The 19841-nt window shown below is 61.4% G+C and carries 19 protein-coding genes; 14 read left to right on the top strand and 5 right to left on the bottom strand.

Annotation, left to right across the window (positions count from 1 at the left end; translation table 11 throughout):
* The first annotated feature begins 30 nt into the window (after window positions 1–30).
* From JK213_RS00810 to JK213_RS00795, 4 genes are read left to right on the top strand one after another with little or no spacing between them, the layout of a single operon-like run.
* Window positions 31–1080 (top strand): glycosyltransferase, encoded by a 1050-nt coding sequence (locus JK213_RS00810; protein WP_194261463.1) that lies wholly within the window; start codon window positions 31–33, stop codon window positions 1078–1080.
* On the top strand, window positions 1080–2840 hold the full coding sequence (gene asnB, locus JK213_RS00805; RefSeq protein WP_194261654.1) for an asparagine synthase (glutamine-hydrolyzing): 1761 nt from the start codon (window positions 1080–1082) through the stop codon (window positions 2838–2840). Before JK213_RS00810 ends, asnB begins: the two co-directional genes overlap by 1 nt.
* Before the next feature lie 28 nt (window positions 2841–2868).
* Window positions 2869–4188: a dihydroorotase gene (locus JK213_RS00800; RefSeq protein ID WP_194261462.1), complete on the top strand. Its 1320-nt coding sequence runs from the start codon at window positions 2869–2871 to the stop codon at window positions 4186–4188.
* Window positions 4189–4233: 45 nt separating this feature from the next.
* Window positions 4234–4629, top strand: coding sequence for a hypothetical protein (locus JK213_RS00795; RefSeq protein ID WP_194261461.1), 396 nt, complete (start codon window positions 4234–4236; stop codon window positions 4627–4629).
* 26 nt (window positions 4630–4655) lie between these two features.
* Here the strand turns inward: JK213_RS00795 and JK213_RS00790 are convergent, their stop codons facing one another.
* Window positions 4656–4958, bottom strand: a complete 303-nt coding sequence (locus tag JK213_RS00790) for a hypothetical protein (RefSeq protein WP_194261460.1) — start codon at window positions 4956–4958, stop codon at window positions 4656–4658.
* 187 nt (window positions 4959–5145) lie between these two features.
* Here JK213_RS00790 and JK213_RS00785 point away from each other — a divergent pair, with 187 nt between their 5' ends.
* From JK213_RS00785 to JK213_RS00765, 5 genes are all read left to right on the top strand, one after another.
* Complete coding sequence (locus tag JK213_RS00785) at window positions 5146–5829, top strand: tetratricopeptide repeat protein (RefSeq protein ID WP_322783019.1); 684 nt, start codon at window positions 5146–5148, stop codon at window positions 5827–5829.
* The gene (locus JK213_RS00780; RefSeq protein ID WP_194261459.1) at window positions 5829–7229 is read left to right on the top strand and encodes a PQQ-binding-like beta-propeller repeat protein; all 1401 of its coding nucleotides are present in this window, start codon (window positions 5829–5831) and stop codon (window positions 7227–7229) included. The genes JK213_RS00785 and JK213_RS00780 overlap by 1 nt, the downstream gene beginning before the upstream one ends.
* Window positions 7230–7233: 4 nt before the next feature.
* Window positions 7234–8619, top strand: a complete 1386-nt coding sequence (gene der, locus JK213_RS00775) for a ribosome biogenesis GTPase Der (protein ID WP_194261458.1) — start codon at window positions 7234–7236, stop codon at window positions 8617–8619.
* Window positions 8620–8752: 133 nt separating this feature from the next.
* Window positions 8753–10165: a sugar porter family MFS transporter gene (locus JK213_RS00770; protein WP_194261652.1), complete on the top strand. Its 1413-nt coding sequence runs from the start codon at window positions 8753–8755 to the stop codon at window positions 10163–10165.
* A 4-nt stretch (window positions 10166–10169) separates the two neighbouring features.
* Window positions 10170–11561: an MFS transporter gene (locus JK213_RS00765; protein ID WP_194261457.1), complete on the top strand. Its 1392-nt coding sequence runs from the start codon at window positions 10170–10172 to the stop codon at window positions 11559–11561.
* Here JK213_RS00765 and JK213_RS00760 read toward each other — a convergent pair.
* Both JK213_RS00760 and ubiA read right to left on the bottom strand, forming a co-directional pair.
* Window positions 11530–12198, bottom strand: coding sequence for a methyltransferase (locus JK213_RS00760; protein ID WP_194261456.1), 669 nt, complete (start codon window positions 12196–12198; stop codon window positions 11530–11532). The genes JK213_RS00765 and JK213_RS00760 overlap by 32 nt on opposite strands.
* Window positions 12195–13112 (bottom strand): 4-hydroxybenzoate octaprenyltransferase, encoded by a 918-nt coding sequence (ubiA, locus tag JK213_RS00755; protein WP_194261455.1) that lies wholly within the window; start codon window positions 13110–13112, stop codon window positions 12195–12197. Before ubiA ends, JK213_RS00760 begins: the two co-directional genes overlap by 4 nt.
* A 36-nt stretch (window positions 13113–13148) precedes the next feature.
* On the opposite strand from ubiA, the gene JK213_RS00750 reads away from it, so the two are divergent.
* The 4 genes from JK213_RS00750 (at window position 13149) to JK213_RS00735 (ending at window position 16960) form a co-directional block, all read left to right on the top strand.
* Window positions 13149–13895: a 16S rRNA (uracil(1498)-N(3))-methyltransferase gene (locus tag JK213_RS00750; protein ID WP_194261454.1), complete on the top strand. Its 747-nt coding sequence runs from the start codon at window positions 13149–13151 to the stop codon at window positions 13893–13895.
* Between the two features lie 73 nt (window positions 13896–13968).
* Window positions 13969–15345, top strand: a complete 1377-nt coding sequence (locus JK213_RS00745; protein ID WP_211571255.1) for a glutamate--cysteine ligase — start codon at window positions 13969–13971, stop codon at window positions 15343–15345.
* Window positions 15346–15373: 28 nt separating this feature from the next.
* The gene (gene mbfA, locus JK213_RS00740; protein ID WP_211571254.1) at window positions 15374–16330 is read left to right on the top strand and encodes an iron exporter MbfA; all 957 of its coding nucleotides are present in this window, start codon (window positions 15374–15376) and stop codon (window positions 16328–16330) included.
* A 3-nt stretch (window positions 16331–16333) separates the two neighbouring features.
* Window positions 16334–16960, top strand: coding sequence for an outer membrane lipoprotein carrier protein LolA (locus tag JK213_RS00735; RefSeq protein WP_194261452.1), 627 nt, complete (start codon window positions 16334–16336; stop codon window positions 16958–16960).
* A 4-nt stretch (window positions 16961–16964) separates the two neighbouring features.
* On the opposite strand, the gene rsmI is transcribed toward JK213_RS00735, so the two are convergent.
* Window positions 16965–17798 (bottom strand): 16S rRNA (cytidine(1402)-2'-O)-methyltransferase, encoded by an 834-nt coding sequence (gene rsmI / locus JK213_RS00730; RefSeq protein ID WP_099285535.1) that lies wholly within the window; start codon window positions 17796–17798, stop codon window positions 16965–16967.
* A 149-nt stretch (window positions 17799–17947) separates the two neighbouring features.
* On the opposite strand from rsmI, the gene JK213_RS00725 reads away from it, so the two are divergent.
* The gene (locus JK213_RS00725) at window positions 17948–19243 is read left to right on the top strand and encodes a penicillin-binding protein activator (protein WP_194261451.1); all 1296 of its coding nucleotides are present in this window, start codon (window positions 17948–17950) and stop codon (window positions 19241–19243) included.
* Window positions 19244–19328: 85 nt separating this feature from the next.
* Here the strand turns inward: JK213_RS00725 and JK213_RS00720 are convergent, their stop codons facing one another.
* Complete coding sequence (locus JK213_RS00720) at window positions 19329–19712, bottom strand: hypothetical protein (protein WP_194261450.1); 384 nt, start codon at window positions 19710–19712, stop codon at window positions 19329–19331.
* Window positions 19713–19841 lie beyond the last annotated feature (129 nt).

Raw genomic sequence — 19841 nt, 5'->3', positions numbered from 1 at the left:
GCCCTGTCGGTCATGGCCGATAGAGGAAGGATGATGTCTGCATCGTCCAACGAATACCGGGGCCGCGTGGCCCATGTGATGGCGGGGGCTCCCCGAGGGGGCGCAGAGCTTTTCTTCGAGCGCCTGACGATGGCCCAGATGCGGGATGGCCGTCCCGTTCAGGCGTTAATCCGACACGATGCTGGTCGGCTCGCACGGCTTGAGGAAGCAGGAGTCGACACCCGGACGTATCGGTTCGGCGGTCTGCTGGACCTGCGGACCCGGCCCGGCTTGCGGCGTAGTCTGAATGCGTTCCGGCCGGATGTCGTTGTGGCGTGGATGAGTCGGGCGGCGCGTCTGGTGCCGTCAGGGCCATGGCAGATGGCCGGGCGTCTGGGTGGATATTATGACCTGTCGAACTATCGTCGCTGCGATCATCTGATCGGCAATACGCGGGGGCTGGCGGACTGGATGAAAACGCAGGGCTGGGCCGCCGATCGCGTGCATCATCTGCCGAATTTTGCGACGGATTTTTCAGACGTAGCTCCGCAGCGTCCCGGTTTTCTGCCGCCCGGTGTGCCGTTTGTGCTCGCTCTGGGCCGTCTGCATGAAAACAAGGCTTTCGATGTCTTGATCCGGAGCATGAAGCATGTACCCGGCGCTCATCTCGTGATTGCGGGTGAAGGACCAGAGCGTGGCGCGCTTGAGGCGCTGACGAAAGCGGAAGGGGTTGCGGATCGTGTGCATCTTCCCGGCTGGATCGGGCAAAGCGGCCCATGGCTGCGGGCCTGTAATGTTCTGGTCTGCCCGTCCCGGATCGAGCCGCTGGGCAATGTTGTCATCGAGGCCCTCTCCGCCGGGGTTCCGGTCGTGGCAAGCCGTATTCAGGGCCCGCAGGAAATCCTTGAAGGCACGGAAGACGGGCTTCTGGCGGCAGTCGAGGACGAGAAGGATCTTGCGGCGCAGATCGGTAGTGTTCTGGACAGCCCTGCTCTGGCGCAGCAGCTTTCCCTGAACGGGCGGGCGCGGTTTGAGCGGGAGTTTTCGCAGAACGTGGTCATGACGAGATGGTCCGCGTTTCTGGACGGGGTGCGGGCCTGATGTGTGGCATCGCAGGCCTGTCCTGTCTGCCGGGGCATCGCCCGGACCACGCGGCGCTGGAGCGCATGTCACAGGCGATTTTTCACCGTGGACCGGATGGGGAAGGGCGGCTGGATCTGGCGGGGGCCGCCCTGCGTCACCGCCGGCTGTCCATCGTCGATATCGCAGGCGGTGCGCAGCCCTTTAAGCTTGGCGCAGCAGCCCTGATCGCGAATGGTGAAATCTATAACGATCCGGTCCTCCGCAAACGGTTCCCCACAACCTGCTTTCAGACACACAGCGACTGCGAGCCTCCATTGCATCTATGGTTGCAGGATGGTGCAGGTTATACCCATGCATTGCGGGGCATGTACGCCATTGCGATCGTGGAGAACGAGCATGGGCGTCATGAAATGGTGCTCTCGCGCGATCCGTTCGGGATCAAGCCACTCTATATTGCGGCTTACGAAGGGGGTATCGCCTTCGCATCCGAAGCGCAGGCATTGCTGGCGGGCGGATTTGGGCGACGCGCCGTTCGCGAAGGCGCGCGCGATGAACTGATGCAGCTTCAGTTCACAACAGGCCAAGACACCATTTTCGAGGGCATCCGGCGTCTTCTTCCGGGTGAGACGCTTAGGATCGTGGACGGGCGAATCGTGGAGTCACGCCGCCGTCACGTTCTGCACGAGGCACGGGATACGGTTCCGGCCGGCCTGACGGATACGGACGCACTGGCACGGCTGGACACGGCGATTCTCGACAGCGTGGCAGCCCATTTGCGGGCGGATGTACCGCTTGGGCTGTTCCTGTCGGGCGGGATCGACAGTTCGGTCATTCTGGCGGCGGCCCATCGGCTTGGACTGCCGCACCCCAAAACATGGACCGCGCGTTTTGATGCCGGATCGGCAGATGAGTCCGCCGATGCCGCCGCTTTGGCGGCGTCTGTCGGTGCGGAGCATCATGTCCTGACCGTCACGGAAGATATGGTCTGGCGCGATCTGCCATCCATCGTGGCCTGTATGGACGATCCGGCTGCGGATTACGCCATCATCCCGACATGGTTTCTGGCACGTGAGGCGCAAAAGGACGTCACCGTTATTCTCAGCGGTGAAGGCGGGGACGAGCTTTTTGCGGGCTATGGTCGCTATCGGCGGGTCATGAAACCCTGGTGGAAAGGTGGCCGTGCGCCGTATCGCTCCGGGACCTTCGGCCGAAATTTTCCGCAGCGGGGGCGGCAGTGGCGACACGGGATCGCCATGACGGAAGTGGCGCTCGGAACATCCGGGCTCGAAGGCGCGCAGGCGCTGGATATCGCGGAATGGCTGCCCAACGATCTGCTGCTCAAGCTGGATCGCTGTCTGATGGCCCATTCTTTGGAAGGACGTACCCCGCTGCTGGACCCGGTGGTGGCCAAAGCGGTGTGGTCTTTACCTGAGACGTTCAAAGTGCGTGACGGTTACGGAAAATGGCTTTTGCGCCGCTGGCTTCAGGACGCACTGCCTCAGGCCCGGCCGTTTGCGCCAAAGCAGGGATTTACGGTGCCTGTAGGGGCATGGATCGAGAAACAGGCTCCGCGTCTGGGGCCGCTGGTCGCGCGTCAGCCCTGTATCCGCGCCATGATGCCGCAGCAGGATGTAGAGCGTCTTTTCGCCCGCGCCAGCCAGCGCGGCGTTGCGCGGCAGGCCTGGACATTACTGTTTTATGCGCTCTGGCATCGCCATCATATCGAGGGTGTTCCCGTGGATGGGGATACGTTTGAAACTCTCTCGCGCGCTTTATGAATAGCTTACTGATTTTTAAGGACGGAACATGCATTACGATCTGATTATCCGCGGTGGACGCTGCGTTTTTCCCTGGGGCGAAGCGGAAGCAGATATCGGAGTTCGCAACGGCAAGGTCGCGTCGCTGTCCGTTGCCTCGACGGATGAGGCGGATCGGGTGATTGACGCGCGTGGCCTGCATGTTCTGCCCGGCCTGATCGACGCGCATGTTCATCTGCGTGATCCGGGCAAGCCGGAAGTTGAAACACTGGAAACCGGAACGCGCGCTGCGGCGCTGGGCGGTATTGCAACGGTTTTCGACATGCCCAATACGTCTCCGAGCATCACCGACGTGACGATGATCGACTGGAAACGCGATCATATCCGCAAGACGGCTCATGTGGATGTCGGGATGTATGTGGGGGCCACGCGTGAGAACACGCCGGATCTGGCGCTGCTGGAGCAGCAGCCGGGTGTGTGTGCGGTGAAGGTTTTCGCAGGATCGTCCACCGGCAATCTCATGATCGAAGATGATGCGGGGCTTGAAGCGGTCATGCGCTCTGGCCATCGCCGCGTGGCTTATCATTCGGAGGACGAATACCGCCTTCAGGCGCGCAAGCCAATGTTCCATGAAGGCCAGCCTTACGAAACACACAGCGTGTGGCGGGATGTGGAATGTGCGTTCCTCGGCACGCGTCGCATCATGGCGCTGGCTCGCAAAACCAACCGTCCGGCGCATATTCTGCACGTCTCGACAGCGGAAGAACTGGAATATCTGGCAGAATATCGCGATATTTCCACGGTCGAGGTCCTGGTGAACCATCTCACGCAGGTCGCGCCGGAATGTTATGAGAAGCTTGGTGGTCTGGCGGTCATGAACCCGCCACTCCGGGACCGGCCGCACTGGGAAGCGAGCTGGAAAGCCGTGCGGGACGGGCGGGTGGACGTGGTCTCGTCCGATCATGCACCGCATCCGCTCGAGGCCAAGCAGCTTCCTTGGCCCAAATGCCCGGCTGGCCTGGCAGGGACGCAGACGATCGTGCCGGTCATGCTCGATCATGTGAATGCGGGCCGTCTGTCGCTGTCACGTCTGGTGGATCTGATGGCCGCAGGTCCGGCGCGGGTTTACGGGTTACAGACGAAGGGGCGTATGGCTGTCGGATTCGATGCCGATTTCACGCTTGTGGACATGAAGGCTGAGCGCGAAATCACCAATGACTGGATCGTCACGCCTGCGGGCTGGACGCCGTTCGATGGCACGCGTGTCACGGGTTGGCCGATGGCGACGATCGTGCGTGGAACGGTCGTGATGCAGGACAATGAGGTTCCGGGTGCGCCAACGGGGCAGCCTGCCAAATTTGCGCCTTGATCTGAGCGTAGGGCGCGCAACGCTTCAATCAGGAAAGGGAGCTGTATGAGACGTTGCGTTGCCGCCAGCCGTAAGGCGGTGCTGTTTGGACTGGTTTTCGCAGGAATTGTTGGTGTCGGAACGGCACAGGCGGGTGAGGCAGCATGGACGGCTCCAAAATGTGGTGTCGAGCCGCAGGCGCCAGCCGTCAAGGCCGGGACGGTCGCGCAATATAACGAAAGCGTTGACCGTGTGACGGCCTATGAAAAGGCTGCCCGCGTTTATAATACCTGCGTTGCGGCTCAGGCTAACCGCGAAGAAACGGCCATCAGTCAGGACGCCAGTGCGCGGATCGCGCATGTCCATGCGGGAAGTGCCGCCGTTCAGTCTCATATTGCGGCGTCATTCCAGACGCTTTCCGCCAATCTGGCGGTAGCGGAGCGCAAGCTCGGCCATCACTGAAACCCCGTTGGGGCAGTTTGCGATTCTTACTGCCCCATGCGTTCCTGATTCTGGAGCGGTGTCAGCGTCGTCGGGCCTTCATAGGTCTGGCGGGCGACATTGGGCATAAGGTCAGGACGCGCCCAGCAGGTCGTGCCTTCAAAACTCGTCGTACAGTAAGGTTGTGGCGGAGGTGGCCCGATCGGGCGGGCACAGAAGCTTTCGTTGTCATACAGATAGGCCGTGTTGCAGTCCTTTCCGGTAATGGCGGACGCGATACGGTCCGGCGCGCAGGCGTCAAGAGCGCAGAATACCAGCGGAAACAACAGAAGCGGGGCGGGCTTTTTCATGGCCGTCAGGATGCGTTGGGTCGCGTTAAGGAAGTCTGAATGTCGGTCGGATTTTCTGACGAAAACCGGTTTTTCAGCACTGCGCGCTACGCGAATATCTGTCCGGGCGTGTGAAGCGTTTGCCGCGACGGTTCGGCACCTGTATGGTCGTGCAAACAGTTTGAAGACCGATCCAGCAGGGGACCAGGTGGCAGACGATTTCATCACGCAGATTGACGAAGAAATGCAGGCGCAGCGGTTGCGGGCCATGGCACGGCGGATTGGTGCCGTAGCTGGCGTCGTTGTGCTCGTTGGTGCCATCGGGGGTGGTGTGTGGGGCTGGAACAGCCATGCGCGCCATGTCGCACAAAAGGCAGCATCGGCACGCTATTTCACAGCCATGGCCGCTCTGTCTGATCCGAAGCGGGACGCTGCGGCTCTCAGTAAAGCCACCGCAACCTTGCAGGATCTGGCGGAGCACGGCCCTGCTGGTGCGCGCTCCTATGCTGCGCTGCGTCTGGCCGACCTTCAGGTTCAGGCACATCAGAACGCTGCCGCTCTTCAATCCTGGAAGAGTGTTGCGGATGATTCCGCGGCCGAACCGTCTCTGCGGGACATGGCGCGTTACATGGCCCTGAATGCCCAGACGGCGTCTCCTGCTGACCCGAAGTCGGTCCGTTCGGGCTATGAAGCTCTGGCGCAGGGTGGTGGAGCATGGGCGCCTCTCGCTCAGGAAGGTCTTGTGGCGCTGGATCTGCGGTCCGGCGCGACGGCCGACCAGCAGAAGGAGGCCCGGCGTATCCTGACGCAGATCGTCAGTAGTGCAAACGCGACCGAAGGGGTGCGTGCGCGTGCGCAGGCCCTGCTTGAGACATTTGGAGACGCCGGTTGATGCGCCGTCCTGTTCTTTTCCGCTCTTCTCTTTCCGTGAATCGCAGGGCTCTGCTTCGGACGGCCTGCTCAGGCAGTGCGCTCGCAGTCCTCGGCGGATGCAGCCTGTTTGAAGACGACAAGAAGCCACCTCTGGCCGGGCATCGTGTCGATGTGCTGTCCACCGGGGCCGGGCTGACGGTTGATCATGACGATCATACGCCGATCAATCTGGGTCCGGTGCAGCCGGTTCGGGAATGGCTTCAGGAAGGCGGTCGTCCGTCCCATGTCGCGGTGAATGCTGCCTGGAATGGTCCGGATCTGGCCTGGAGTCAGGCCATCGGTGCGCCGACCGATCCATCCAGTTTCCTGTCTATGATCGCCATCATGCCGACCAACCGTGGCGCGATCCAGTCTCCTCCGGTGATTGGAAACGGCCATCTCTACACGACGGACGCTCAGGGCGTTGTGAAAGCCTGGACATGGCCGGGCCGCCGCCTTGTCTGGACACGTCAGCCTGCATCTTCGGCAAGCCGTTCCACCAATATCGGCGGTGGCCTCGCGCTTGACGGAGACACGCTCTACATCGTGGACGGCGTGGCGCAGGCTCTTGCGGTCGACGCGCTGACAGGCAAGGTAAAATGGCGCGTAAGCACGGGAACGCCGGGTCGTTCCGCACCCACGATTGCAGAAGGCCTGATGGTTTTCGGAACCATTGACGAGCGTCTGATCGCGCTGAATGCGAATACGGGCCATCAGGTCTGGGCGTATCAGGCAACGGCGTCCGACACGGTCATTTTCGGCCAGTCCGCTCCAGCCTTTGTGGATGGTGTTATTCTCGCGGGCTTTGGCAGCGGCGATCTGGTTGCTCTGCGTGCGGCTTCAGGCGAGATGGTCTGGAGCGACAGTCTGGGCGGCACCAACGGCATGGGCGCCATGCTGGATTTCTCCTGCATCCGGGGCGCGCCGGTCATCAAGGACGGCACGGCCTATGCCGTGTCCATGTCCCGCGTGCTGGTGGCGATCGACATGCGTTCGGGCCGACGGTTGTGGGAACGTGAAGTCAGCGGGCAGAGCCCTCTGGCGATCTGTGGCGACTGGATGTATGTGCTGTCCACGGATCAGCAGATCGCCTGTCTGGATCGTCTGTCCGGGCATGTCCGCTGGATCACGCAGCTTCGTCGCTTTGTCCGGGTAGACGTGGAAAAGGATGCCATCGCCTGGGTGGGACCGCTTCTGGTGAATGGCAAGCTGGTCTGCTTCTCCACCTTTCCGAAAGAAGGCATGGCGGTCGTGAACGCCGTGACCGGGAAACTTGAACTGACCCGCAAGACCGTTGCCCCGTGTCAGGTTCAGCCGATCGTCTGTGACGGTCATGTGCTGGCTCTGTCGCAGGATGCCGTTCTGCGGGCCTATGGCTGAACGAATGACCTCTGAGAACCTGCCCGTTGTTGTTATTGCCGGGCGCCCGAATGTCGGGAAATCCACTCTGTTCAACCGGCTTGTCGGCCGCCGTCAGGCGATCGTTTCCGACATGCCGGGCGTTACGCGCGACCGCAAGGAGGGCGAAGCCCTTCTGCGTGGCCGCCGTGTGCGACTGATCGATACGGCCGGGTTAGAAGAAGCAGCACCCGATACGCTGTACGGCCGGATGCGCGCTTCGTCGGAATCCGCTGTTGCGATGGCGGATCTGGTACTGTTCTGCATTGATGCACGCTCTGGCATCACGCCTGCGGACGCACATTTTGCAAGCTGGCTGCGTCGTCAGAACCGGCCTGTCCTGCTGATCGCCAACAAGGCGGAAGGGCAGGCCGGGACGAATGCGGCACTTGAAGCCTATTCCCTTGGTCTTGGCACCCCGCTGGCACTGTCAGCAGAGCACGGCGAAGGCATTGCCGATCTGATGGGTGAGATTGCCGAGCGTCTGCCTCCGGCTGAAAAACAGCGCCGTCGGGAAGCGCCGAAGGTTGATGCCGAGGGTGAAGAAGAGGAACGCCCGGCGGGTCCGCTGCGTCTGGCGATTATCGGACGGCCCAATGCTGGAAAATCCACGCTTCTGAATTGTCTGCTTGGCGAAGAGCGGATGATTACCGGTCCTGAAGCCGGGCTGACACGCGATTCCATTGCAGTCACGCTTCATGACGATCAGGGCGAGATCCGACTCGTCGATACGGCCGGAATGCGCAAGCGTGCCCGCGTCGAGGAGCATCTGGAGCGGATGTCCGTTTCGGCCTCCATCGAAGCCCTGAAAATGGCGGAAGTGGTCGTGCTGGTGATCGATGCGACGCTCGGCGTGCATGAGCAGGATCTCCAGATTGGTCGTCTGATCGAGCGCGAAGGCCGCGCCTGTGTCATCGCGCTGAACAAGTGGGATGCAGTCGAGGATCGGAACGCGACGAAAAAAACGATTCTGGACCGTCTGGAAATTTCTCTTGCGCAGGTCAGAGGCATTCCGGTCGTGACGTTCTCCGCACTCACGGGAGCGGGTGTGCATCGTCTCCTTCCTGCGGTGCGGGAGGTTTACGAGATCTGGAACTCGCGCATCTCGACCGGTGAACTGAACCGCTGGTTTGAAGATGCTCTGGAGCGCCATCAGCCGCCTCTGGTGGACGGTCGTCGCCTCAAATTGCGTTATATGACGCAGGTCAAGGCACGCCCTCCGACATTCCTTCTGTTTGGCACGCGTGCGGAACAGCTTCCCGATTCCTACAAGCGTTATCTGGTCAATGGCCTGCGTGAAACGTTCCACATGCCGGGCGTTCCGGTGCGTGTACAATTGCGCGGAACGAAAAATCCTTACGCGGAAAAGTGATTTTCTGTTGGTTTCGATATAGACCACACCCCTGATTGATCATTAAATACAGGACCGTCTGTTTCCGATTTCGGAACATTCGGTTCTGTTCCCCTCGCCGGTATGAGGGGATATGTTTGGGGTGACTAAGGGTATGGTTGGGATTGCTGCGTCTTCCAGCGAAGGTCTGTCGACAGGACAGACCCGCAGCACCGCACGGGCGACAACCCTTGGTATTCTGGCAGCGTTAGCGGGACTGATGTTCGGTCTTGATACCGGCGTTGTCGCGGGCGCCCTTCCTTTCATTGCAACCGATTTTCATGCGGGCGACGTTCTGCAAGGCTGGATCGTATCCTCTATGATGGCAGGGGCTGCGGTTGGGTCGCTGTTTGCTGGTCGGATTTCGGTTCGGTTCGGGCGCACCGGTGCGATGCTTGGCGCTGCAATCCTGTTTCTGATTGGCACGCTGCTTTGCGCTCTGGCTCCTGGCGCTACGATCATGATCGTAGGCCGGATTTTTCTGGGGCTTGCGGTCGGTGTCGCGGCATTTGCAGCCCCGCTTTATATTTCCGAAATCACGGTTGAATCCGTTCGCGGAGCCATGATTTCGTTTTACCAACTCATGGTCTCTCTCGGGATTTTTCTGGCTTTCGTCTCGGACAGCCTGCTGGCTTCGGGAGGGCACTGGCGTTGGATGCTGGGTATCATGGCGGTCCCGGCCAGTTTCTTTCTTGTGATTGTTCTGATCCTGCCGCACAGCCCGCGCTGGCTGATGATGCGGGGGGAAACGGAGCACGCACGCCGGGTTTTGCAGAGCCTGCGATCCGATGAGGAAGTGGCGGAAGCGGAACTGATCGACATCCAGTCGCGGCTCCAGAAAAGCAGCGACGCGGGGATTGGGCTTTTCAAAAGCAACCCCAATTTTCGGCGGACGGTCTTTCTGGGCATGTTGCTTCAGATCATGCAGCAGCTCTCGGGCATCAACGCGCTCCTGTATTATGCGCCGCGCGTGTTTCAGGCCGCGCATTTCGGAACAAACGCCGCCATCTGGGCGACAACCCTTGTTGGGTTGACGAACATGGCATTGACGGGTGTTGCGATTGCCTGTGTCGATCGCTGGGGGCGGCGGCCGCTGCTGATGCTCAGTTGTGCGATTGCTGCCTTTTCTCTGGCCGGCGTTGGAACATTGCTGGCTGTCGGAGCGAACAGTTTTCAATCCCAGCTTCTGCTCTGCGGGTTTGTGCTTCTGTTCGTCGCCGGGTTTGCCATTGGCGAAGGGCCACTGGTCTGGACGCTGTGTTCTGAAGTGCAGCCAACGCGGGGACGGGATTTCGGGATTGGCTGCTCGACCGTGACGAACTGGGCCGCAAACTGGGCCATCTCCAACGTGTTTCCGCTCGGCATGGCCATGATGGGGGCGTCCGTGACGTTCTTGATGTTTGCCCTCTTCAATGGTCTTTTCATCGTTGTGACCGTATTGTTCGTTCCCGAAACGAAAGGCGTCTCGCTCGAAAAGCTGGAGGCCAACCTTTTTGCAGGCATGCGCCTGCGTGATCTGGGGCGCTGATACCATGACGACCACGACGGAAGACGAGCAACAACACGAAGAATACGACTCCAAACGCCATGCCGGGCTCTACGGGGCGCAGCGGGTCAAGGCGATGTCGGCTGTTCTTCTGGCGCTTCTTCTGTCGGTTCTGGATTATGCGATCGCCAATGTCGCTCTGCCGCTGATCGCGGTGGATCTGCATGCGTCATCGTCGCGAGCCATCTGGGTCGTGAATGCCTATCAGCTTGCGAATCTGTCCTGTCTGTTGCCGCTGGCCTCTCTGGGTGCCCGCGTGGGGTTCGGACGGCTAAGCCAGTTCGGGATTTTCCTGTTCCTGATCGCGTCCGTAGCCTGTGCGCTTTCGCAAAATCTGCTGGAATTGACGCTGGCGCGCGCCTTACAGGGCGTGGGCGGGGCCTGCATCATGAGCGTGAACATTGCGCTCGTCCGTTTCATCTATCCGCATAATGAACTGGGGCGCGGGATTGCGCTGAACGGATTGTTCGTCGGTATCGGCGTGGCGCTCGGACCCACTCTGGGGTCTCTGATCCTGTCTGTTGCGACGTGGCCCTGGATTTTCTGGATTAATCTGCCACTGGCTCTGGCCGCTCTGGCGCTGGCACATGCGGCGCTTCCCCAGACTCCACGCAGTGATATTCCAACCGACGTGGTCGGCTCGCTCCTCACGGTGGCGTCTTTCGCCCTGACCGGTGTCGGGCTGGACGGGCTGATGCATGCCGATTTCGTGTCCGGTGCCGCAGTCACGGCTGCAGGTGTGTTGTGCTGGGCGATGTTGTTGCATTACCAACGTGAACGACTTGAACCGATCGTGCCGGTCGATCTCTTGGCGCGCCGCCCGTTTCTGTTGGCGTGTCTGGTTGGATTTCTGGGCTTCGTGGCGTCCAATCTTTACATCGTGGCGATGCCTTTCACGCTGGCTACGGCATTCCATCGCGGGGCGGGAACGATCGGTCTTCTGATCGCACCATGGGCGGTGGGTGTGGCAACGATGTCTTTTGTAGTCAGCCGTCTGGCCGACCGTTTCCCGGCCTCAGTGCTCTCTTCGATCGGACTGTTCATTACTGCGAGCGGTTTCTGCCTGCTCTGGTTCCTGCCGACGGATGCAGGCAACTGGGATATCGCCTGGCGGACGCTTTTTGCCGGATGTGGCTTTGGACTGTTTCAGCCGCCCAACAACCGCGCCATCATGGTGACGGCCCCTCCCGGACGGGAGGGCGGGGCAAGCGGTATGTTGTCTGTTGCACGATTGGCAGGACAGACGACGGGGGCGCTGCTCGTGGCGGCACTGTTTACGATCTTCCCCCATCCGGCCTTTATTTGCCTCGGGGCGGCCATGACCGTGGCGCTGACGGGATCAATCCTCAGTCTGGGACGGAAGTATCTCGCAGCCTGAAGAGTGTGGTAGCGCGTTGCTCCACGCTTTCCAGTTCCTGCGTGACGGAGACGGACTGCCGGACCAGCACTTCAAGCGGCATTGATGGCGCATAATGCCGACCCGGATCGCAGAGCCAGACTTCGCAGGTTTTCGAACACTCCAGAAGCCACGGAATAATGCGTGAGGCCATGGATTCGTTGTAGCAGACGTCTCCGATGACCAGCAGGTCACAGTCCGGAACCGTTCCGATCAGATCACCGGGAAGCGGAGTAATGGTCGTGCGGTTCAACCCCGCATTGAGAACCGTGGCTTCCAGCGCCATGAAGTCGATATCGTTGGCCTGCACAGCCGATGCGCCAGACAGGGTCGCGGCAATGGCCGCCAGTCCACATCCGCAGGCCACATCCAGAACGCGACGTCCGCGCACAAGCTCCGGGTTGTCGAGGATGAAGCGGGCGATGAGCTGGCTTCCAGGCCATGCGAAGGCCCAGAAAGGCGGTTCGATCCCAATCTGTTCGAGATAGGTCTCGCTGGCCTGCCAGATCGGGGTGATCTCCGTTGCCAGATACAGGGAAATCTCGGGAACCAGCGGGGCCTGCTCAACGAGCGTATTGTCGCGGATAAAGCTGACGGGATCGCCTAAGGTGGTGATCATCCCAATACTCTTGCCGCGACGAAGCCTGCGGCCAGCACGAACCCGATGGGCACGTTACGGCGAAATTCCTTCAGACACGCCGGAGCATCATACGGGTTCAGCACCCGGACCTGCTGGAGCAGCATGGCTGTTGCAATGGCGAGGAACGGCCAGAAAATCCAGTGCAGATGCGCATGGATACCGACGAGCGCCAGAGCCAGAATCATGAGGCTGTAACAGGTGCCGATGAAGGAACGGGCGTTTTTCTCCATCAGGCGCGAGGTGGAGCGCACACCGATGCGGGCATCGTCATCCATGTCCTGAAAGCCGTAGATCGTATCGAATCCGAGCTGCCACAGGATGACGGCGCCATAGAGCAGCAGCCCGTTACCCTCGAGCGTCCCGGCTGCTGCGGCGTATCCCATGGGGGCGCCGAATCCGAAAGTGAACCCCATGACGAGCTGCGGCCACCATGTGACTCGCTTGGCCGCCGGGTAGAGCGCGACGAGCAGGAGCGCGAGCGGGGCAAGCGCCCAGCAGACAGGTGGCAGGCAGACCAGAACGCCGAGCCCCATCAGGAGCAGCATCGCCAGAAGCAGCAGCCCCTGTTTCAGGGATAGCACCCCGCTGGCGAGGGGGCGGCCTGCGGTCCGGGCGACTTTTGCGTCGATGTCGCGGTCCCAGATGTCGTTCACGACACATCCGGCGGAGCGCATGACCAGAGAGCCAAACGCAAACAGCGCCGTGTCGATCAACCGCGTCTGGAGAGAGGCACCGGGGGCAAGGAACAGGCCCCACACGCTAGGCAGGAGCAGAAGCCATGTCCCAACCGGGCGGTCGAGACGGGCGAGCAGCGCATAGGAACGCCACGGCTCGGGGAGGCGGGCAATACGGCCGCTCAGATCAATGTCGGTATGGGCGCGGGTCTGGCTCATGGGAAGATGTGATGCTGTGTGGACGTGCTTCCGTCAATGGCTCAGGCGCGCTATCGGAAAAGGATGAGCCGATCCGATCCCCGTCTTTATGTGCCTGCGTCTGAAACAGCTTTCGTGGAAGGCCAGACTGTGCCGCTTCCACCGGGACAGGCGCATTATCTGGGCAATGTCATGCGTCAGGGCGTGGGAAGCCTTGTGCGGGTGTTCAACGAGCGTGACGGGGAGTGGAGTGCCGAGATTGCGGCTCTGAAGAAGGATCGTGGAAGCATCTTGCTCCAACATCGCGAGCGGGACCCCATGCCGACGCAGGGCGTGGAGTTGCTGTTTGCGCCGCTCAAGAGGGATGCGACGGAACTTGTCATCCGCATGGGCACGGAGCTTGGCGTGACACGGTTCCGCCCTGTCGTGACGGAGCGGACCAATACGCACCGGCTCAATCTGGAGCGTCTGGCGGTGATTGCGACGGAAGCGGCAGAGCAGTGTGAACGGCTGGACGTTCCAGAGATCCTGCCGCCAGAGTCGCTGCGTGTGGTTTTGGCGGAGTGGCCGGAGGATCGCCCGCTGTTTGCCGCGCTGGAGCGTCGCCCCGGCGAAGACGCGAACGTGCGGGCCGCCGCTCTGCTGATCGGGCCGGAGGGCGGTTTTTCGGAAACCGAAGTGGAGATGCTCAGGCGGCATGGTGCCGTTCATGCGCTGAGTTTGGGGCCGCTTGTGCTGCGGGCGGAGACGGCCGTGTGCGCGGGGCTGGCCCGTCTGGCAGCGGGAGCCGGCGGTACGCCCTGAGGGTGACAGAACCGTCGGACCTGCTACAGTTCAATCATTATCGAACAACGAATTCAGACCGAGGCCAAACGCCATGTCCAATCCCGGAACGTCCAATGCTGCGTCGATCGAAAGCCGGGCGCAGCTCGTCGAGGCGATCGCAAGGGGTTGCAAACCGAAATCGGAATGGAAGATCGGGACCGAACATGAAAAATTCGGTTTCATCCTTCCTCAGGATGCTGATGGACGCGAGCCGCTCTCACCGCCGCCTTACGCGCCGCGCGGAATCGGAGCCTTGTTGGAAAAGCTTCAGGGCCCGGATTGGGCCCCCATCATGGACGGCGAAAACCTGATCGGATTGAAAGGGCAGAACGCACAGGCTGGACGGGCAATTTCGCTTGAACCGGCCGGGCAGTTCGAGCTTTCGGGTGCGCCGGTGGTGTCGCTTCAGGAAACGGAAGCGGAGATGCAGGAGCATTACGATCAGGTCCGCGGTCCTGCTGCGGAACTGGGGCTGGGTTTCCTGCCGTTCGGTTTTCAGCCGCTCTGGTCGCGCGATGAGATGCCGTGGATGCCCAAGAGCCGCTATGCGATCATGCGCAACTATATGCCGAAAGTCGGCACGCTTGGCCTCGACATGATGACGCGGACCTGCACGGTTCAGGTCAATCTCGATTTCAGCGACGAAGCCGATATGGCGCGCAAAATGCGCGTATCGCTCGCGCTTCAGCCGCTGGCCACCGCGCTGTTTGCGAACTCCCCGTTCGTTGAGGGCAAGGCCAACGGGCTTCTGTCCAACCGCGCGCGGATCTGGACCGATACGGACAACCAGCGTTCGGGGCAGCCTTCGGTGTTCTTCGAGGACGGGTTCGGCTTTGAGCAGTATGTGGACTGGGCGCTGGACGTGCCGATGTATTTCGTCTCCCGCGACGGAAAGAACCTCGACGTGGCAGGCTGCTCGTTCCGTCGCTGGCTGGCTGGCGACATTCAGGAGCCGTTGAAGGGCCTGACACCGACGGTTGGCGATTTTGAAGACCATCTGACAACGGTTTTCCCCGACGTGCGCCTCAAGCAGTTCCTTGAAATGCGCGGTGCGGACGCGGGAAAGCTTGAGATGATGGTGGCGCAGTCAGCCCTGTGGGTCGGCCTGCTATACGATCCGGCAACGCTGGAAGCTGCGGAAAAGCTGGTGCGCGAACAGCCCTGGAGCGCCTATCAGCAGCTTCGGGCCGACGTGCCGCGTCTGGGACTGGATGCTGCATTCCCGGGTGGGCTGAAGCCGTTGGCCAAGCGCGTGGTCCAGCTTGCGGAGCAGGGGCTGCGGGCGCGCGTGCGGAACGAGGCCAGCTATCTCGATCCGCTGCATCTGATTGCCGATGGTGGTCCGAATCAGGCGCAGCACTGGCTGGATCTGTATAATGGTGCCTGGGGGCAGAGCGTGAAGCCGCTCTTTACCGAAGCCGCCATCTGATTTTTATGAGACAGGACCTGCTGCCTACGTGACGAAACTTTCCGAGCTGACCGAACGCGAAATCCTTGCACTGGCGATCGCCAGCGAAGAAGAGGATGGTCATATTTACGCGGATTTCGGCCAGATGCTGACGGAAGACTATCCCGACAGCGCCGCTATTTTCCAGGATATGGCGGAAGAGGAAAACCATCACCGCCGCGCACTGATCGACCTGTTCGTCCGGCGTTTTGGCAATCACATTCCGCTGGTCCGGCGGCAGGATGTGCAGGGCTTTCCGTCCCGCAAATCGGCCTGGCAGATGCAGAATCGCGGAATTGAGGCGATCCGGGCGCAGGCTGCCGACATGGAGCGACAGGCGGCAAGGTTTTACCGTCAGGCCGCCGGACAGACCAATGATGCCGAAATCCGCAAGCTGCTGGGCGATCTGGCGACGGAAGAAGACCGGCATCAGCGCGAAGCGCGACGCCTTGAAGACGCGCATCTGAATGACAATTCCCGGGATCGCGAAGACGAACACAGCCGCCGCGATTTCGTGCTGCGGATCGTCCAGCCGGGTCTGGTCGGGCTTATGGACGGCTCCGTCTCGACGCTGGCGCCCGTTTTTGCAGCAGCGTTTGCAACGCACAGCCCCCATGCGGCTTTTCTGGTCGGGCTTGCAGCGTCTCTCGGGGCCGGGATTTCCATGGGACTGGCGGAAGGGCTGGCCGATGACGGCAAGCTGTCCGGGCGGGGGGCACCGCTTCTGCGCGGGTTGATCTGCGGAGCCATGACGTTCGGCGGGGGCATCGGCCATACGCTGCCGTTTCTGGTGCCGGATTTCCGTCTGGCTTTCGGCGTGGCGCTCGTTGCGGTAGCGATTGAGCTTCTGCTGATTTCCTGGGTGCGCTGGCGGTATCAGGACACGCCGTTCGGCTCGGCCATGGTGCAGGTTTTCCTTGGCGGGGCTCTTGTTTTTGCAACCGGCGTGCTGATTGGCAGTTCCTGAGACATGATGAATCGTTCCTTTTTTCGCGCGGCTGCTCTGGCGGCGCTGTTTCCTGTCTCCCTGCCTTGCAGTGCTTTTGCACAGACGGCTCCCGTGCAACTTCGTCCCGCGGATCAGAGCTGGGTGTCCCGCATTGAAGACACGCTCGGAAAGGTGACGACGCTTCAGGCGCATTTTCGCCAGACGGCTGCGGATGGCAGCGTGACAACCGGGACGGCGACGCTCGACCGACCGGGTCGGATGCGTTTTGATTACGACAAGCCGAGCCCGCTGCTGCTGGTCGCCAATGACGGTCGCGTGGTGTTTCAGGACCGCAGCGTCGATCAGGTCACGACTCTTCCGCTGGACCGTACCCCGCTGGGGCTGCTGCTACGGCCTGATTTCAAGCTTTCAGGCGATGTGACTGTAACAGGATTCGAGCATCGGGACGGGCAGATCCGGATTCAGCTTGTCCGGACGCAGAGTGCCGGTGAAGGCAGCCTGACGTTCGTATTTTCCGATGCGCCTCTGGCATTGGAAGGCTGGAGCGTCGTGGACGCGCAGGGGCGCACGACCACGATTGCCCTGTCCGATGTGCATCTCGGCGGAGATGTGTCGCAATCGCTGTTCGTGCTGCCGAAAGCGGACTGAACTTTCAGTGCTTCAGTTCGCGTGAAAGCTCCAGCGCGCGGGCATAGACCGTGCGTTTGGGCAGCTTGACGATGCCCGCCACCAGAGCCGCCGCGTCCTTGACGGAATGGGTGGCAAGAGCCTCGCGCAAATGCGTGTCCAGATCGGCCGCGCCACTGTCGTCTTCGTCGGATGGGCCGATCAGCAGTGTAATTTCGCCGCGTGGTGCCGTCATGCGAAAATGTTCCAAAACCTCCGCAAGCGTGCCGCGCACCATTTCCTCGAACCGCTTGGTGAGCTCGCGTCCGACTGCCGCTTCGCGCTCAGGGCCGAACACGTCAATCAGGTCTTCAAGGCTCTCGACCAGCCGGTGCGGCGCTTCGTACCAGATCAGGGTTGAGTGGAGACCCGCCTGCTCTGCGGCGCGCAGGGCGGAGAATCCGCTCTTGCGGGCTTCGCTGCGTGGGGCCGGAAAGCCCAGAAACATAAAGGGCAGGGGCGGCAGGCCCGAAAGAGTCAGGGCCGTGATGACGGCGTTCGGACCGGGAATGGCCGTGACGTGTATTCCGGCCGCAATGGCGGCGCGGACCAGTCGGTAGCCGGGATCGGACACCAGCGGCGTACCCGCGTCAGAGACGACGGCATAGCGGGCACCTTCCTGCAGTTTTTCGATCAGGAACGGAGTGCGGTCCTGTTCGTTATGGTCGTGCAGTGTTCGGGTCGGTGTGGCAATATTGCGCGAAAGAAGGAGTTTTGCCGTAACGCGCGTGTCCTCGCAGAGGATCGCATCCACGGTGCCAAGGGCCTCGATTGCGCGTTCGCTGATATCGGCCAGGTTGCCGATCGGCGTTGCAACCAATATCAGACATCCACCTTCGGCCTGGCTCTGCGCTGGCAGGGGGGCGGCCGGTAACGTTTCAGCCGCATCGCTCAAGGGAGTTTCAGCGGAACATGACTTTTCGGACATCTGCATCCTCAGTGACAAACTCAGGGACGTATTGTCGCCCCTTGAGCCGTCTGCGCAAGGGTGTAAGCACCGGCCTTGCCGCGGGAACCTTCCTGACCCTTGCCGCCTGCTCGGGTGGCGGGTCGTCTTCCGTGCCGGGTGTGGGCGGTATTCCGGGCGTTTCCGAAGGGCCGGGAGCCCATGATGTCGGGCTGATCCTGCCGCTGACGGGACGCAATGCGTCATACGGCACGCGGATGCGCGATGCAGCGAAACTGGCCCTTTCCGCCAAGGGTTCTCCTGCGCTCGACGTGCATGACACCAATGGTCCGGGTGGCACGGAACAGGCCGTGCGCGATGCGCTCGCGCGGGGGGACGCTATTCTTCTAGGCCCTCTGACCGCCACCGAAACTGCCGCCGCTGCACCGCTCGCGATCAATGCGGGCAAGCCGGAGCTCGCCTTCACCAGCGACTCCACGCAGGCCCGTCCGGGCGTCTGGGTTATGGGCCTGACGCCGGAGCAACAGGTGCGTCGGATGGTCGATGCCGCGCGGGCGACCGGACGGAAAACTTTCGCGGCCTTCCTGCCGGACAATGCTTTCGGGCACGCCATGGGAGACGGGTTGGCCCGGGCCTGCCGGGATGCGGGTCTGAAGGATCCGCAGATCGTCTTCCATACGATGGATGCCCAGAACATCGACGACGGGCTGAAAACGCTGTCTGCCATCGAAACACGTCAGCCCGCTGCGCCAGTGGTTATGGAGACGCCGTCTGGCCCATCCGCAATTGACCCGACAGGTGAGTCCACTCCGGACGCTGCTGCTCCAGCGGGGACTCCGTCTCCCGCCCCCACGCCTGCGGCGCAACCCGCGCCGATCCCGCCGCCGCCATTCGATGCTCTGGTGCTGGCTGATACCGGGCTGGAGCTTGGACGAGTCATCACCGCGCTTCAGGCCGATCATATCGATTCGTCGCAGGTGCAGATCATGGGGCCCGCGCTGTGGAAGGCCTTTGATGGCAAGCTCGGCGCGCTGCATGGCGCCTGGTATGCAGCCCCCGACGCGCATGACCGGTTAGGCTATGTCGCGCAGTATCGAGCCCTCTACAAACAGGCACCGTCGCCCGTCAGCGATTTTGCGTATGACGCGGCGGCTCTGGCTGGCAGTCTGATCCGGCAGGGCGGTGTGACGGTCGAAGCTTTGACGCGCCCGGATGGTTATATGGGTGTGGATGGCCTCTTCCGCCTGCGGCCGGACGGACATGTAACGCGGGCGCTGGCGATTTATCAGATCCAGCGTGGTGGTGGTGCGCGCATCGTGGTTCCGGCTTCCCGGGATGTGGCGATTCGCCCAAGCTAAGACTGTATTTTTTCAAAAAAAAGCGCGTCCGTTCTTTGAACGGCGCGCTTTTTTTATGTCTGATCGAGAAAGCCCTGGTGCAGGTTCAGGCGGCGCAGGTCTCGGCGAGCGGCAGAACCGGGCGGATCACATGCAGGGCGAGCTCGAAGCTGGCATAGCTGCCCAGTTCATGATCGCGGATCTGATCGATCAGCACCCAGCGCATACCCTGTGGCCGCAGCATGTAAGCGGGATCGGGATTTTCACGGACCCAGACCAGAACATGATCGACAGGTGCGCTTCCGTCTACATTGATGATGTCGTGGGAAGCATCTGCGATTTCTGCATCGAAAACGCCCATACGCTGTCCCGCTTCAAGCCAGCGCAGCAGATATTCGCGATGACGCGGCAGCAGGCCCTGTCGCAGAGGCACGATATTGCTCGTGCTGCGGCTGTGAGAAAGGTCGTGAAGGTGAGCCACCTGCGCCATCAGGAAGTCCTCATCAAAAAGCCGGGCAGGGCACCCGGGCTGTGGTGATGAATTCAGGCTAGGGTTTAGAGGGCACGTTTCACAATCTTTAATAACGTCTGAAGAAGGTTTTGCGACACAAACCATCCC

This window comes from Gluconobacter sp. Dm-44, assembly GCF_018256175.1.
GTDB lineage: Bacteria > Pseudomonadota > Alphaproteobacteria > Acetobacterales > Acetobacteraceae > Gluconobacter > Gluconobacter cadivus.
This window is presented reverse-complemented; position numbering and strand designations above follow the sequence as displayed.